Raw genomic sequence first — 16,626 nt, 5'->3', positions numbered from 1 at the left:
TACATTTTTAGAATTTAACTCTGCAATATTAGAATAATAGTTAATATAACTGTGATAACTGTTATTTCTTAGTGTTATCTTAACTATTACTTACTGTAACAAATCTAACATTTACCCGATTGACCATCAACATATTAATTGCTTTTTTATATAGATTTATTGCTTTTTTGTATGTTTTGATATATTTTTATCTAATATTTTGCTAATTTCCATCGTTTTAACATTTAACTTTAATATTATCCAGAAATCATTTGTATAATTTTCACATATAAGCTATTTGAACATGTTTCAATAACGTAGATATAAAAGTTAAACTTCCTATGCAGCAGCTTCATCTACTATTTTAACCCGGAGCAACTGTCATTGATCCTTATGCACAACTATATACAAGGTCATGGTAAAGTAACCTTCGCTTTTTGGCACGCCATTTTTATTTGTAAACTGCAAAACATTCGTAATTTGACAAAATGCCACCATTTGAAATGCCTTTCCTATGAAAAACATAGGTTCTTTCGTTCCTTACTTGATTGGCTATAATCTATTCTTCTGACCTTGGGATATGATCCTCTTCGCTCTTTTGTTATGTCATTTTTATTTCTTTTTTATTTCTTTTCTATTATCACTATTTTTCATTTTGAGAAATTTCCTAATAATTCAAAAATGGGTAGTCTTGATTATCACTTTAAAAAGTTAAAACAATCAAAAAACTACCCACTTTATATATATAACTATTCAACTAATATTTAAAAGCTAGTAAAATTAACACTTTTCAGATGTAAGCTTTTAGAAATTATCCAACCAGTGCATGGAGTTATTTTACAAATCTATTTGTTTCTATTTTTCTAAATGGCCGATTTCTATGTATTATCTAATTTTTCATATGGCACGATAAAATTTTAGAATCAAAATAGAATCACCAATTTAACTTACTTTTTTATCAGTGTTTCTATATCATTTATGAAAAAGGATAGCATATCTCCTTTTTTTAGTCTCCTTCCTAATCCTACATCTCTGCGAATTTCATAAATAATATCTTCCATAAGTATCAACGTTTCTGCCCCACCATTTTTAATAGATTGTTTTCGATATTTTAACCACTTTTTCACTACGCGATTTGATCCCCAAAGAGTCAATCCCTTTGAAAATTCTGAAACCATACTTATCATATCTTCTTCAGACATCTTATTTTGATCAGGCTTGTTGGAGTCTTCCATAGTTTTATAGACCATGGAGATAAATTGTTCATACGGTTGTTCTCTTTTATCAAATAAATATTTTTTTACATTAAATCTATATTCTACAATTCTCGCAACAATCGAGCTTATTACAACGCCAACAATTGAGACTGAACCTGTAATCATAGCAACAACGATTAACTTGTCAGTATTGCTTACAAAATTTTTCAAATAAAAATTTATTTCATCAAATCCCTTTTGAACTATTTTCACCATATTTCCCAGAAACCATGTTGCAAATAGTACCATTAAAATCAATACAATAAGAGCTATTATCATATTAATTCGCGGATGTCTCTCCGCAAAAGTCCCATTAATCTCATTATCCATTTGTGCTCCCTTCTGTATCATTTATTTATATTCTGACACTAGGCAATAATTATTACTACTTATCATATATACACACTCAAATTCAATTAAACAAAATATATAGCTAGTCTCTTCTAAATCATCATATTGCCAAACCATACGGTCATTCTTTACAATTGCTCTACATAATTGGTAAAATGACGGTTTAAAATACTGTGCCTCGTCAATTAGCACATAATCATAACATTTATCGGAATTTCTGTTTTTGTTTGCCATCAAATCTTTACAAATATAATCAAATGGATCGTTATCTCTAAACGTTGGCCTATGCTTAAATCCCAGTAATTCCATAAGCTCTTTAGTTGAATATTCTTTATCACAAATGACCTTTAACAGTTTTTCAACTTGTTCGGTGACTTGTTTCATTACTTGTTCGGTATCTGCAATTTCACATAATGCATCATAAATGGCTTTTAGCAGAAACTCCACAAATTTGCCTGAATTAGCACTATGATCACACTCGCCAAGTACTTTGTAATATCTATCTTGCCGTTCCCTAATCAATGATTCAATCGGAAGTCCGCCAAACAGTGATCTCCATTGATACAGCAATAGTGTCTGCCACATTCGTCCCATTCTTCCATTACCATCTGCGAATGGGTGAATAAACTCAAATTCATAATGAAACACACAACTTTTTATAAGTGGGTGTACTTCCGCTTTCTTAATCCAATCAACTAACTCTTTTATCAAATGAGGAACCTGATTTATATACTCCTAGTCAAAATAATTTTCAATTCGCCTTGTTGCAATAATTATTCTGTAGTCATCACAGAATCGTCCCAAACGTAATCTCCATAAGTTCCTGCGCAATTTTCCTACTCACAACTCGCATTAGATTATCATCTTCTTTTTCACCAGACAATAAATTCATGCTTCCATACCATACAATTTCTCCATCAACAATCGCATAGTGTTCATGCATGATTGGTTCCTGCTTAACCTTTATTCCAACCTCTATAAGCTGATTGATCAATTGTCTGGTCTTCTCTATTCTGTTTTCTGGATAACTTTCCGGCTTCAACGTTATGACTGTTACAGTGGCACCGGATTCTTGTCTTTTTCGTATCAATAAGATAATTCGTTTCACTTTCTTTTCATTAATACCTGGACTGGAAATTATAATATTATGATTCGCTTCAAGAAGATCTTTTTCATAGATTGCCCCATAGGATTCATTGTCGTAAATAGCATTTGCAATCTGTTTTTTATCAGTTAAAGCCAAGCATATTTCATAACCAATTTTTTTATATGCGCGAAGTCTCTTATGATACATTCTCTCTAGTACTCGGATATGCGAATCCACATAGTCATATATAATTACATCCTGCTTGCCTTCAAAATCTCTATGTAATCTCCCTGCATATTGTTCTACATTTCCCTGCCATGCAATTGGTGTCGTTAATATCATGGTATCAAGCCTAGGATAATTGAAACCTTCCCCAATATATTGTCCAATTGCCACAAGTACAATGGTTTCATTTTCTGGTACTTCTTTCATTTGCTTTCTTATTAAATCTCGCTCTTTGGCACTTTTCCCACCCTGCAATAGGAAAATATGATCCGCTTTTCCATTTAATTTATCATATAAATAAGATGCATGATCTTTGAATTTTGTTAGCACTAATGGTGTTCTTCCATTCGCAATACAATCTTCCACATCTGAAATAATCTGATTATTTCTAATATCACTTTCCCTGACCATCTGATATGCTTCATTTATTTTAAGTGTTTCTCCTCCAGCATGTACTAGCCTTGTAAAACGCGGATAGACAAAATGTTCTATTCCCTGCTCTTTCGCCTTATCCTTTGCTGTATAACGATATCGAATTGGACCAAACTGCATAAATACTTTCTGCTCCTGACCATCATCACGTTTTGGTGTTGCAGTCAGTCCATAGACATATTTTGCATTTACTTCATTTAATACTTCTTCTGCTGTTTGCGAAGCCCCATGATGACATTCGTCCATGATAACTAAGCCATAATCTTTCACCAGTTGATTGATTTCTCCCTTTTTACCAAGGGATGAAATCATTACAACATCTATAATTCCAGAAACCGAATTATGTCCTGCATACATACGTCCGATTACACTTTTTCTCTTTTTTATCCTACCTGTAGCCGTTTTATACTCCGGTGGTTCTTCGTCAATATATAGAAACTTTTCAAAATCTTCCACCCAGTTCTTCATAATTTCTGTGTTATGAACCAATACCAAAGTATTTACTTTCCGTGAAGATACCAGATAGGCACCAACTGCTGTCTTTCCAAATGCTGTTGCAGCTCCAAGTATTCCAGTATCATAATCAAGCATTTTATCGGCTGCTTTCTGCTGTTCTGGATACAGTTCTCTGGCAAAAGATACCGATATACTTCTACCAACTTGCCTATAGTCTTCTTTTTTAAATGGTACACTTGAATCCGTAAGCTTTTCGACGAGTTTTTCCTCACAACCACGAGGGATGCAAACATAGTGATCTACATCCTGACTACAAGATATAATTCTTGCAGTTCCTTGTGTTGTAAAACCCATCGCCTGATTTTTATAAAACTCCGGATTACTAAAGGCGGCTAATCTTCGAATTTGATTCTGCAATCGTGGTTTTACATTCTCTATATCTATATAGATCTGGTTCGTCAATGTGATGTTTAAAATACCATCTACATCAGACGCCTCAAATCTTTGTTTTCGCTTTTCCCATGGTTTTGGTTTTTCATTTTCAATTTTTTCAATGTTCCCACTCATATCTTCTGCAAGAACTCCAAGTAATCCTTCCGTCGTCCATTCATTTATTTTTTCTTCGATAAAAGCTTTGGATATCTTACTGGTCTCTTTGAGAGTGTTCCATTGATTCGGATATGCATTCCACTTTTCATCAATAAAAGCACTATTGCCATTTTTCAATGCCTGTCCCTGTAGTGGCAACGCTATCAGATTCCCTAATCCACCCTCTGGCATATGATCCTGTGCTGGCAACATTCTATCATAGGATTTAAAGTTTTTTTGATTTACAGATTCCGCTCCTTTTGTAAGTAATGCTGTCCCAAATTTCCTAGCTAAAGAGGTTAGAATTGATTCTTCGAAAAAAAGCCAAATACGTGCGCCCTTCCCTGATCTTGAACGCTCCACCAGTACCTGAATATCATTATTTTTACAAATTGCACGCATTGCATTTACTTCTTCCATCCATTCATCATCAGTATTTGCATAATCGTCTCCATTTGTTTTTTCATCGTGATTGTCAAAATCAAAAACGAGAAAATTGCAAGTTTCATCTGGAAACATTGGATATAAGCCGATTATGTCAGAGCAATCTTCTCTTTCGCCTTTTAGGTGATTCATAATATTATCACCAATCAGTGGCTTATAGTTTTGGTTCTTACACTCGCCACACTTAATCTTATTACCAGTTTTCTTTGGACATATCCCATCTTTCCAAAAGTTCCAACACTGGGTATAGTAACCGGTCTTTCCTGTTTTGGAATTTGGCTTACCACCTCGCTTGCTATATACATCCATTCTTCCCTTGAATATGGAATAAAAATATTTTGCATGATTTTTGGTTATAACTTCTGGAAGGATGCGTGCTCCTTGATTTTCTTCTGTAGCATCAGCACGCAATACTGTTTCCTCTGGTTGTTCTATTTCATTTTTATAAGGAATCTTTGCTTCTTTCAAAATACCTTGAAGATATTCCACTCTGGATTCCAAACTGCATACTTTTTGTTGTAATTCATGTATTAATTTATCTTTATCATCCATGGAATACCTCCTATATAATTAACTCACTATCTCCCAATGCCCACTATACCCTCTTCCAACATATTTAACATTGGTCATCTTTTTCATCTGTCTCTCAACAGTCTTTTCACTCACTAAATCTTCTTTTGCAATTTTTTTAACTTTATTATTTTCTTTTATAAGTTTTACAATCAATTCCGCAAAGCATCTTCCTCTTGGCCGACATCTTGACTGACATTTTCCTGTTCTGGTCCTACTTTTGAAGTTGTAATATTTTTTAAAGATATCGTTATTTTAAAAATATCACCTTCATCAAACGACGGTGTTCCCCCAGAATAAAGCTTCGTATATTTATTGGTATTTCTCATTCCAGAACCTAATTCTTCTGCAAGTCCTATTTCACGGAACACTTTAGAAATTGGTGGATTTTTAGGAAATGGTTCAAATCTATCGCGTCTCAATTCCCCAATTCCATGTGCAAGATTGCTATTTTCTGTATAAACTTTATCTTTCTCAATAATAAGCTTGGCAGGGAATCCACTTGATAGTCTCGATGTGCTAAAATATTTGAAATAACTTCACGTAATATTCTATCCTTGCACAAACACTTTGAATTCCTTCGAGCACAAACACATCATTCAAATGTTTTTTTCCAAACTCTATAAGCCTATCAATGCTGTCTATATGATTTGATATAATTACATCACGATCATCGTAACGATCTACGTTTTCAACTCGATATATTGCATCGGTCTTAAACTGTGGCATTATTGGCAGTATTTTTTTCAGCTATTTTTTGTATCCTCCAATGTTTTTTGTTTCTATTTCCCATCTTCTCCCCTACTTTCTCGGTCCCATAAACCTGTCCCCATTCAAATGTATCATATGGTCTGGCATCTCTGATATCCACACTTCTGTTTCCCATGCCAGACTATCCGAAAACTTTTTGAATACCGCAAAGTTCTGGAATGCTGTCACGAATATCTTTCCAGCAGTTACATTCTTTGTCATTTCAGAAATCTCGATAATACGCTTCGGATCCATCGGGCCGACAGATGTTACTGATTCGATAAAGTAAATCCAATCTTTATCCTCCCGATACAACACCACATCTGGCATTTTGTCATGCAAGGTAATCTCAAATCCCAGCTCCTGCAATTTCTCGACATTCTTAACCAAATCCTTTTCTATGGTATCTCCCACATAGAGGCACTCTGAATTTGGTGCAAATCTCGGGGCAAATTCCTCAATAATTGCTTTCTGTAGCTCGTTATGCTTTCCTGCTGAAAATGTAAACTCCTGATTGTTTATCTTAACAGGCATTTTTGTCATTTCCTTTTTCGATGCATACATTTCAATGAGTTTTTCATGATACGTAACAAATCTTTTGATAGCACTCTCTGCCTTGTGACCGCCAATGCTACGAATCATCTCAAGGGTTTCTGCGGTCAGCCTGTACCTGTAATTTGGGCTGTTCGTTGCTTTTCCATTATCTTCAATCAAAGCCGCTGTGCGGAAATGGTGTAATGCCTGCTTTCTAAATGTCTCACGACTGTTTTCTGCATAAATCACTCCATAATAAGCACCTACAAACTGGATGATATCATGAATACGTATCCATTCATTTGTAGCTGATTTCCAATCATCATCTTCTTTTATGTTCGCCATTGCAAGCAATGCATAACAACACAAGTCTGCCTGCTGCTTTTCTGGCATACCGATTTCTCGTAATAACTGTCGTGCCTCTTCTACTTTACCCACAATATTCCTCCAATATCCTGTCACAATTTGATTCTGACAAGTCTTTTGTTTTTATAATTTTTCTGCCTATTTCTTGTATAGTTTCCAACTTTGGAACTGGCATAGCATTTACTTCTGTCGAATTTACCTGCGTAGAACCATTCAGTATCCTGTAATAGGAATCATATATGGTGGAATTAAAGAGAACATACAAACCATATACCACACACTCTGACAGTTCTGTAGCAAGACCATCAATAAAGTTAATCTTGTTCTGTGTGCTGATTACATCATACTGTGGATAGTTCTTAGAAAGATATACACCACACTGCAGTCTACGTTTTTCCTCTTTTGCAGTAAATCGCTTTACAAATAAATAATTCTTATTTTGCTGCTTCAATCCCCTCTGGTCTGTGACAACATACTCATGCTCCTTGTTGATTGGGAACTTCACAATGCCATCTTGGATATGCTGTGAGTAGAATAGTGGTATCGCTCCTTCCTCACTCTCATCCCTCAAAATGTCTCGATTTCTAAAATCAACAGTCAGCCCCGTTTTCATCTTAAGTCCTATGTCTGGCAATGTATGCCCCAGCTTATTCAATTTTTCCAAGACCTCAATTTCATTCTTGTCTGTAACTAAATATACATATTTGCCTGCACCCGATACAACAACATCATATGGGGCACGAAGCTCCGTTACATTCTCGAAATCATGATTCGTCTGTGAAGATGTAACCACCACTTCTTCTGGCTGAATCTGTGTTTTCTTCACTTTAATAATAATCGTTTCCTGCAATACATCTTCTTTGTCGAACACCCTATTCCTACTAACAAACAAATGAATATGTTCCAACTTACTCTCTGTCAGGAAATACTCTCTAAATTTCTTAAAATAAGCTCCCGATGTCCAAGAACGTGGAATAATATAAACCATTTCTCCATCAGCTTTCAAATTAAAAAGTCCCATTGATGCAAATAAGAAATAGAGATTTGGTGCTCCATAGCACACTTCTGGCATTGCTGTTGCTTCTGGTGCATCTTTGGGAATTTTCATATAAGGTGGATTTCCGATTACTACATCATATTTCTTAGGTTCTGGATTTCCTCCTATCATGTGATTGAAGTCCAGATATTGGCTTGTAATATAATTTTCTGTTATAATTTCATACTCAAATTCTATTTCTGCATTATTTTTCACATATTCTAGGTTATTCCTCAATATTTCTAGAATATTGTTATCTGTTTCATAGCAGGTAAGGCTTACTTTTTTCACTATTTTCCTGCTTTGCAGCACCTCAACAAGAGCGCAGGATAAAATCCCCGATCCTGCACCCGCATCAAGGACTGTTAATGTATCTTTATCCTCTACAATCGAAAATAAGCCAGCCATATACATTGCTGTTTCTTTGCTCGTAAAAAACTGCCCATATTTTTTTCTTTCCTTCTTAGGCATTTCATCTATATATAAATTGGTCTGTTCAATAATACAATTTATCATTACTGCAACTCCTTCACTTTGAATATGCATTCAAACAAATATTTGCGCTTTACTTTATCACTTAGAACACATTGGCTAGCAGAGCACCCCCTGCCACATTACCACTTAAACCAATAAAACAATCTAAGTTTGCAATTAGTGCATCAAAAGTATTCTTCATCTTTCCCATATTCTTATCTCCTTTTCTCTCAAAAACTCGTTTTATATGTTCCATCAAAAAAAATATAATAAGTGGTACTACAACAAGAAGTACTCTCTTTGGTGCTAACCCTTGCTCTGCAAGCCAATACATTCTAACTTATATCATCATCTCTCCAAATCTCGTATCAAGTACTTAATACATCCTACACGTCTTCAACATAAACTTTGCTGATATCCTCTCCTCTATTATACAATTTCTTCTCGTTTTTTTCTATCTCTTTTGTCACAAAACAGCTCTGAAAGGTAAACATCTTTATATATCACTGACTTCACTCAAAACTGTGTTTGTGGAAATCTATCACTGTTTTATGAATTTTCAGGTAAGTTATCCACATCATATCTTTAGACTCATTTTCTAACCTAAAATTTCTGTGGATTTCTATTCTTTTTGAAATTTACTCTTTTCAAATATCACTTCCTTTGGTAAACTGTTCTTATCAAGAAATGCTTACTGATGTGCGTTTCTCTGTGTAAGATATATCTTCTCTTGTTAGTTGCCGACCAAAGCTGGCTAACAAACCAGAAGATATATTTTTTATTGTCCTTTTTATTTCTCTTAACCCATGAATTCCATTTTCATATAGCTGTAACAGCACATCTGCTATCTGTGTTAGCAGATAATGGTTCTTCATGGCATTGTAATTAAGACTGTTCGCATGTTCTATGTCATAACGATGATTTTTCTGAATGTTAAATCACTCATTTTCTATTTTCCAGCGTTTTCTTCCTGTCTGTACAAACTCCCAGGCCGCCTTTCCTATGATTGATAATCCTGTGATCCATTGAAAGTTTCCTGCTGGTCTCCCATCCATTTCTATCTTTAATTCCATTACGGTGACATTGTGCCCCTCATGATAAAGCTCTGATACCCATTTCATATCATTCTTCACATTTTCACGCACTTTCCGTTTGTAGATTCTTTCTTCTTCTATCATCTTTCCTTCATTTTCGCCCATTCCTACTATAGTTTGGTACTCTTTTGCAAGGGTTGGAATGCTCCCATCTTTAAAACGAAGAAGGAAACTCCACTCATTTTCCTTGCATATCTGAAATACAAGTGCACAGGCATATAGGCTGTCTCCAAGTATGCAAATCGGTAACCGAGGATGGTTTTTCTTTAACTTTTCAGCCAGTCTTTTGATTGTTTTTACCAATCTTTTTTGTAGGCAGATATGGACCTGATTTATCACTTGTCTTTATCTTTCACATACTGATTAATGAAATTCATCAAGTTATGCTTTGCCTCATCCTGAAATTCCTTATCTTTATAATGCCCTATCTTTGGCTCAAAGAAATGTCTTTCATAAGCCTGACACTTGAGAATGGTTTTACAGCCATGTCTAATTTTCCCGTTTTCATCCAAAAACTCCTTCTTAGTACGAATATGCTTCCTCTTTTCAATAAAGTACATGTTCCTGGTAACAATCTTTTCTATCGATTTTTCTAATAGCTGTCGTTCCAAAAAAATCAAATGGATGTGATAATTACTCATAGTCTTATTATGGTGAAGTCCTGAAAAACACCCCACACCATATTACTGCTTGAAATAATCTATCACCGTTTGAAGCAACCATTTTTTTATCATACTGGATAAAGTTCTCTGGCAAAGCATAATCAATTCCTTAGCTTCGATACAAGTCCCTTTTGTCCCACTCCGTTTGAAATCCTCCTGATTTTTTGGCAAGCAGTTTCCAGAACTGATTTTGGATTGTATTATAAGTCGCATTCCTCTTTTTACTTATATTTGGATTACCAGCAATTTATAATGCACTAGTAATTCTACACAACACTTTTCAATAGCTAATTTTGATATTCCATTTATAACTTTTAAAAATAGCAATGTCTTTTTATGAATATTATTAAACTTCTTTATCCTAACTAAGCTACTACTAAAAAAATAATTTCGGAAAATATTGTCATTTGATTGTCACCGGACATAAAAACAGCCTGCAAATCCGTATAAATACTGGGTTTGTAGGCTGTTTTTAATTACTCAAACTCAATCGTAGCTGGTGGTTTCCCCGTAATATCATAGCAGATACGATTCACATGTTTCACTTCATTAACAATTCTACTAGAAATATGTCCAAGCAAATCCCAAGGAAGTTCAGCAAATTCAGCAGTCATAAAATCCGTAGTGGTTACTGCACGAAGTGCAACGGTATAGTCATAGGTTCTTTCGTCTCCCATAACACCAACACTGCGAATATTTGTTAATACTGCAAAGTATTGCCCTATACTTCTGTCAAGTCCGGCGTTGGCGATTTCTTCGCGGTATATTGCATCTGCCTCTTGTAGGATTTTTACTTTCTCTTCCGTTATATCACCAATAATACGAATAGCAAGACCTGGGCCTGGGAAAGGTTGTCTGAATACAAGTCTTTCTGGAATGCCTAGTTCTAATCCTGCTTTTCTTACTTCATCTTTGAATAAGTCACGAAGAGGCTCGATGATTTCTTTAAAATCTACATAATCAGGTAATCCTCCAACGTTATGATGACTCTTGATAACGGCAGATTTACCTAATCCACTTTCGATAACGTCAGGATAGATTGTTCCTTGAACTAAGAAATCAACGATTCCTATTTTTTTCGCTTCTTCTTCAAATACACGAATGAATTCTTCACCAATAATTTTTCTTTTTGTTTCCGGATCGGTTATACCTGCTAATTTGTTGTAGAATCTTTCCTGAGCATTAACACGTACAAAGTTTACATCAAATTGCTCTGTGAATACTTTTTCAACTTCATCACCTTCGTTTTTACGAAGTAATCCATGATCAACGAAGATACAAGTCAGCTGTTTACCAACTGCTTTACTTATCATAACAGCAGCTACTGAGGAATCTACACCACCGGATAAAGCACATAGTACTTTTTTGTCTCCGATTTTTGCTTTTAAATCTTTGATGGATTGTTCCGTAAAGGAATCCATCTTCCAATCTCCTGAGCATTTACATACTTCATATAAGAAGTTACGAATCATCTTGGTTCCTTCTTGGGAATGTACTACTTCAGGATGGAACTGTACACCATAAAGATTCTGGGATGGTTTTTCGAAAGCAGCTACAGGACAAGATTCTGACCTAGCTGATATTGTAAATCCTTCTGCAAATTGTTCAATATAATCTGTATGGCTCATCCAACAGATCGTATTCTTTGATACATCTTTAAATAATTTTGATTCATGATTAACGGTTACTTCCGTCTTACCGTACTCTCTTACAGGCGCTTTGGATACTTTTCCGCCTAACAAATAGTTCATCAATTGAGCGCCATAGCAGATTCCCAAAACAGGAATACCTAATTCAAAGATTCCTTCGTCTATAGTCGGAGAATTTTCTGCATAAACACTAGCAGGGCCACCGGTAAAGATAATACCTTTTGGCTGAAGTTCTTTTATTCTCTCAAGGCTTGTATTGTGAGGCAGCACTTCACAGTACACGTTACACTCTCTAACTCTTCTGGCAATCAATTGGTTGTATTGACCACCGAAATCAAGGATGACAACAAATTCCTTATTCACTCGTTCTTCCTCCTATTAATATGAAAGATAATTTAATATGAAACACTAATTTTAACACGAAATACAAACTAAGTTATATTTATCATTGATATCTATAAGTAACATTATTCTCATTAAATATGATTCTTAATAAAATTATAGAAGCTAATCTGATACCATAACCATAGCGTAAAAATATATAGCCTATTTTACAACATTTTTTTCGTTAATACCAGTAAAAAATATTGTAGCATTTTATCAAAAAATATACAACTTATATATTTTTCACGAATTTGTCAACAATTATTAGATATGAAAGCATCTAACTAATACATTTATGAGTTTAATTCATCCAAGGTCTTATAATAAGCAGGCAAAAACTCTTCCATAAATATATTCACCTCTTCTAAATTCATCTTTAACAAGGTCTCTGTTAAAATCCTCTTTGCGCTTGCAAATTCAGTATTACCAGCCTTTTCTTCCTGAATGCACTTAATCAAAGCAGATAGTTTGTCTGCTGCCTTTACTAGCTTCCACATATGTTCTTCTTCCTCCCGAGGAAAGAATAAAGCCTCATACTCTTCTCTAAGATCTATAGGAAGCATATCCAATAACCGTTTAGCCGCAAGGACCTCGATTTCTTTAAAAGCTTCTTGGATTTCTTGATTAAAGTATTTGATAGGAGTTGGCATATCCCCTGTGATGATTTCAGTAGAATCATGGTAAAGTGCAATCAATGCCGTTTTCTCCGGATTAACTTTACCCCCTAATCGTTTCTTCCCAATCACCGCCAGCCCATGAGCCAGCATACTTACTTCCAACGAATGTTCACTGATATTTTCTGGTTGAGAGTTTCTCATTAATGCCCACCGCTCAATGTATTTCATTCTTGATATCATAGCAAAAAAGTTACTATCCATATAAGCTCCTTTTCCTATAGTATAGAAGGATGAAATTCTTCACCTTTGGCTCAGAATAACATCCTTATAAGCTTTGACTATCTGATTTCTTGAATCATCTTATTCCTTGGAATATCTTGTCTTTTAGAACACCTTAATCTTAGTACATCTTACTCTATGAAACATTTTACTCCATAAAGCATCTTACTCTATGAAACATCTTACTCTATAAAACATCTTACTCTATAAAACATCTTACTCTATGAAACATCTTACTCCATAAAGCATCTTACTCCATAAAACATCTTACTTTATGAAACATCTTACTCCATAAAGCATCTTACTCTATGAAACATCTTACTCCATAAAGCATCTTACTCCATGAAACATCTTACTCTATGAAGCATCTTACCCTTCGGAATATCTTAACCTATCAAACATTCTATTCCCTAAATTCATCCTGCTCCTTGTAACTATCCTCCATTAGAAGGTTCTACTCCTTGAGCACGAACACGCATTCCCTTATTACAACTAATTCTACTCCTAAGCATACATGCATTCTCTTATAACAGTTAATTCTATTTCTTATCTTCTAACATCTTTTTAATATAATATCCTGTATAAGACTTCTTATTCTTTGCAACTTCTTCCGGCGTACCTTTCGCAATAACCGTACCACCTTTGTCTCCGCCTTCCGGTCCTATATCTATAATATAATCTGCGGTTTTGATTACATCCAGGTTATGTTCAATTACCACTACTGTGTTTCCACCCTCGGATAATCTTCTTAATATCTCAATTAACTTATGAACATCCGCAAAATGTAGTCCTGTTGTAGGCTCATCCAAGATATAGATTGTCTTACCGGTACTTCTCTTACTTAATTCAGTAGCCAGCTTGATTCGTTGCGCCTCACCACCGGATAATGTAGTTGAGGGCTGTCCTAATTTAATATAGGATAAACCTACATCATAAAGGGTCACAATCTTTCTATGAATGGAAGGAACGTTTTCAAAGAACTTCATTGCTTCTTCCACGGTCATATCCAGTACATCATGGATGGTTTTCCCCTTATATTTCACTTCTAAAGTTTCTCTGTTATATCGTTTTCCACCGCAAGATTCACAAGTTACATATACATCAGGGAGGAAATTCATTTCAATTTTGATAATTCCATCACCGCTGCACGCTTCACAACGACCGCCTTTTATATTAAAACTGAAACGCCCTTTGCTATATCCTCTCATCTTGGCATCCGGAGTACTGGCAAATAAATCTCTAATTTGGTCAAACACACCGGTATAAGTAGCCGGATTAGATCTTGGTGTTCTTCCGATTGGAGACTGGTCAATATTGATAACTTTGTCCAGCTTATCAATTCCAATCATATCATCATGTCTTCCCGGTATGATTCTTGCTCTGTTTAAGTCTCTTGCCAAACGCTTATAGAGAATCTCTGTTATTAAAGAACTTTTACCGGAACCGGATACACCGGTGACAACAGTCATAATTCCAAGAGGAATATCCACACTAATATTCTTTAAGTTATTCTCTTTTGCCCCTTTAATAGTTAAGAAGCCTGTCCCTTGCCTTCTTTCCTTAGGTACCGGTATCTTAATTCTTCCGCTTAAATAAGCACCGGTAATGGATTCCTCTACTTTCATAATCTCTTCTGCAGTTCCTGCTGCCACTACTTCTCCACCGTGCTCACCTGCTCCCGGTCCTATATCCACAATATAATCCGACGCAAACATAGTATCTTCATCATGTTCTACTACAATTAGAGTATTTCCTAATTCTTTTAGGTTTTTTAAAGTTTTTAACAGTTTATCATTATCTCTTTGATGTAAGCCAATACTAGGTTCATCCAGTATGTAAACTACACCGACTAATCCGGATCCTATTTGGGTAGCCAAACGGATTCTTTGTGCTTCCCCACCGGATAAAGAACCAGTTGCTCTTCCTAATGAAAGATAATCTAAGCCTACATCCACAAGAAATCCTACTCTTGCTCTTATCTCTTTTAAAACTAATTTACCTATTTTCTCTTGGATTGGTGTTAATTTCAGATTTCCCATAAAATCTTTTAAGTCACAAATGGAATATTCCGTTACCTCTGATATATTCTTATCACCTACAGTTACCGCAAGAGATTCTTTCTTTAAACGTCTTCCTCCACACTCTTTACAAGGTGTGGTTTTCATGAAGCTTTCATATTCTGGTTTAACAGAATCAGAGCATTCACGATAACGTCTTTCCATATTACGTATGAGGCCTTCAAATGCAACGTCATACACCCCTTCTCCACGTTGCCCTTTATAATGGACCTTTACAGTTTTACCATTGGTTCCGTAAATGATTATATTTCTTATATTTTCCGGTAAATCTTTATATGGGGTATTCAAATCAAACTTATATTCTTTTGCCAAAGCCTCTAAGACACATCTTGTATAACTGGAACGGTCAACTACGGATTGCCATCCCATAGCCGCAATGGCTCCTTCTGTGATGCTAAGAGACTTATCCGGTATCAGCAAATCCTCATCAAATTCCATTTTAATACCAATACCATGACACTCCGGACACGCACCGAAAGGATTATTAAAGGAGAAGCTTCTAGGTTCAATTTCATCTATACTGATGCCACAGTCAGGGCAGGCAAAATTTTCACTGAAATTGATTGGTTCCTTTCCCTGAACATCAACCAGCAATAGGCCTTCTGTAAGTTTTAATACATTTTCAATAGAGTCGGTAAGTCGGTTCTCAATACCTTCTTTTACAACAATACGGTCAACAATTATCTCAATATTATGCTTTATATTTTTCTCTAACTTAATTTCTTCCGATAACTCATAAAGGTGCCCATCTATAATCACTCGAACATAACCACTTTTCTTTGCTTGTTCCAGTAATTTAACATGTTCTCCTTTTCTCCCCCTGACAACGGGTGCTAATAATTGAATTCGGCTTCCTGCTTCTAATCGCATGATTTCATCTACCATTTGATCCACAGTCTGTTTCTTTATCTCTTTTCCACATTTGGGGCAATGTGGAATACCAACTCTTGCATAAAGCAGACGAAAATAATCATAAATTTCTGTTACAGTTCCTACGGTAGATCTGGGATTCCTGTTGGTTGATTTCTGGTCAATCGAAATTGCTGGCGAAAGTCCTTCTATGCTTTCAACATTTGGTTTTTCCATTTGCCCAAGGAATTGCCTTGCATAGGAAGATAAGGACTCCATATATCTTCTCTGACCTTCTGCATAAATGGTGTCAAAGGCCAGGGAAGACTTTCCTGATCCGCTTAACCCCGTCAGAACAACAAATTCATCTCTTGGAATATTAATACTGATATTCTTTAAGTTATGTTCTTTTGCACCTCTAATTTTTATATAATGTTTCTTGTCAGCCATGATTTCCTCTTTCTAA

General features: G+C 35.3%; 13 protein-coding genes. All 13 read right to left on the bottom strand.

Features of this window, described 5'->3' with window-relative positions; genetic code table 11:
• Window positions 1-926: 926 nt before the first annotated feature.
• The 13 genes from RT261_RS07495 to uvrA all read right to left on the bottom strand — a co-directional run bounded on the left by RT261_RS07495 (window position 927) and on the right by uvrA (window position 16,610).
• Window positions 927-1,565 carry a hypothetical protein gene (locus RT261_RS07495; RefSeq protein ID WP_313131303.1) on the bottom strand — a complete coding sequence of 213 codons (639 nt, stop codon included), beginning with the start codon at window positions 1,563-1,565 and terminating at the stop codon, window positions 927-929.
• A 21-nt stretch (window positions 1,566-1,586) separates the two neighbouring features.
• Window positions 1,587-2,315 (bottom strand): Fic family protein, encoded by a 729-nt coding sequence (locus RT261_RS07490; RefSeq protein WP_313131544.1) that lies wholly within the window; start codon window positions 2,313-2,315, stop codon window positions 1,587-1,589.
• 58 nt (window positions 2,316-2,373) lie between these two features.
• Window positions 2,374-5,370, bottom strand: coding sequence for a TOTE conflict system archaeo-eukaryotic primase domain-containing protein (locus RT261_RS07485; protein ID WP_313131302.1), 2,997 nt, complete (start codon window positions 5,368-5,370; stop codon window positions 2,374-2,376).
• A gap of 18 nt (window positions 5,371-5,388) precedes the next feature.
• Complete coding sequence (locus RT261_RS21130; protein WP_331665431.1) at window positions 5,389-5,544, bottom strand: hypothetical protein; 156 nt, start codon at window positions 5,542-5,544, stop codon at window positions 5,389-5,391.
• Window positions 5,541-5,810, bottom strand: coding sequence for a hypothetical protein (locus RT261_RS21125; RefSeq protein WP_331665430.1), 270 nt, complete (start codon window positions 5,808-5,810; stop codon window positions 5,541-5,543). Before RT261_RS21125 ends, RT261_RS21130 begins: the two co-directional genes overlap by 4 nt.
• Window positions 5,811-6,189: 379 nt before the next feature.
• Entirely contained in the window at window positions 6,190-7,110 is a 921-nt protein-coding gene (locus RT261_RS07475; RefSeq protein WP_313131299.1) for a BsuBI/PstI family type II restriction endonuclease, read from the bottom strand.
• Window positions 7,103-8,590, bottom strand: coding sequence for an Eco57I restriction-modification methylase domain-containing protein (locus tag RT261_RS07470; RefSeq protein WP_313131297.1), 1,488 nt, complete (start codon window positions 8,588-8,590; stop codon window positions 7,103-7,105). Before RT261_RS07470 ends, RT261_RS07475 begins: the two co-directional genes overlap by 8 nt.
• A 638-nt stretch (window positions 8,591-9,228) precedes the next feature.
• Complete coding sequence (locus RT261_RS07465; RefSeq protein ID WP_313131294.1) at window positions 9,229-9,423, bottom strand: hypothetical protein; 195 nt, start codon at window positions 9,421-9,423, stop codon at window positions 9,229-9,231.
• Between the two features lie 63 nt (window positions 9,424-9,486).
• Window positions 9,487-9,945, bottom strand: a complete 459-nt coding sequence (locus RT261_RS07460; protein ID WP_313131292.1) for a hypothetical protein — start codon at window positions 9,943-9,945, stop codon at window positions 9,487-9,489.
• A gap of 32 nt (window positions 9,946-9,977) precedes the next feature.
• Window positions 9,978-10,319 carry a hypothetical protein gene (locus RT261_RS07455; RefSeq protein ID WP_313131290.1) on the bottom strand — a complete coding sequence of 114 codons (342 nt, stop codon included), beginning with the start codon at window positions 10,317-10,319 and terminating at the stop codon, window positions 9,978-9,980.
• A gap of 461 nt (window positions 10,320-10,780) precedes the next feature.
• Window positions 10,781-12,316, bottom strand: coding sequence for a glutamine-hydrolyzing GMP synthase (gene guaA / locus RT261_RS07450; protein ID WP_313131288.1), 1,536 nt, complete (start codon window positions 12,314-12,316; stop codon window positions 10,781-10,783).
• A gap of 314 nt (window positions 12,317-12,630) precedes the next feature.
• A complete protein-coding gene (yfbR, locus tag RT261_RS07445) occupies window positions 12,631-13,215 on the bottom strand; it encodes a 5'-deoxynucleotidase (RefSeq protein ID WP_313131286.1) in 585 nt (194 codons plus the stop codon).
• 557 nt (window positions 13,216-13,772) lie between these two features.
• Window positions 13,773-16,610 (bottom strand): excinuclease ABC subunit UvrA, encoded by a 2,838-nt coding sequence (gene uvrA, locus RT261_RS07440; protein ID WP_313131284.1) that lies wholly within the window; start codon window positions 16,608-16,610, stop codon window positions 13,773-13,775.
• Between the last annotated feature and the right edge of the window lie 16 nt (window positions 16,611-16,626).

Origin of the sequence: Anaerocolumna sp. (genome assembly GCF_032079385.1) — a bacterium.
GTDB lineage: Bacteria > Bacillota > Clostridia > Lachnospirales > Lachnospiraceae > Anaerocolumna.
This window is presented reverse-complemented; position numbering and strand designations above follow the sequence as displayed.

What these genes read in the sequence shown, in the direction of transcription:
- RT261_RS07465 (WP_313131294.1), bottom strand. Translation starts at nt 9,423, where the DNA reads ATGAAGAACCATTATCTGCTAACACAGATAGCAGATGTGCTGTTACAG.
- uvrA (WP_313131284.1), bottom strand. Translation starts at nt 16,610, where the DNA reads ATGGCTGACAAGAAACATTATATAAAAATTAGAGGTGCAAAAGAACAT.
- RT261_RS07470 (WP_313131297.1), bottom strand. Translation starts at nt 8,590, where the DNA reads ATGATAAATTGTATTATTGAACAGACCAATTTATATATAGATGAAATG.
- RT261_RS07485 (WP_313131302.1), bottom strand. Translation starts at nt 5,370, where the DNA reads ATGGATGATAAAGATAAATTAATACATGAATTACAACAAAAAGTATGC.
- RT261_RS07495 (WP_313131303.1), bottom strand. Translation starts at nt 1,565, where the DNA reads ATGGATAATGAGATTAATGGGACTTTTGCGGAGAGACATCCGCGAATT.
- yfbR (WP_313131286.1), bottom strand. Translation starts at nt 13,215, where the DNA reads ATGGATAGTAACTTTTTTGCTATGATATCAAGAATGAAATACATTGAG.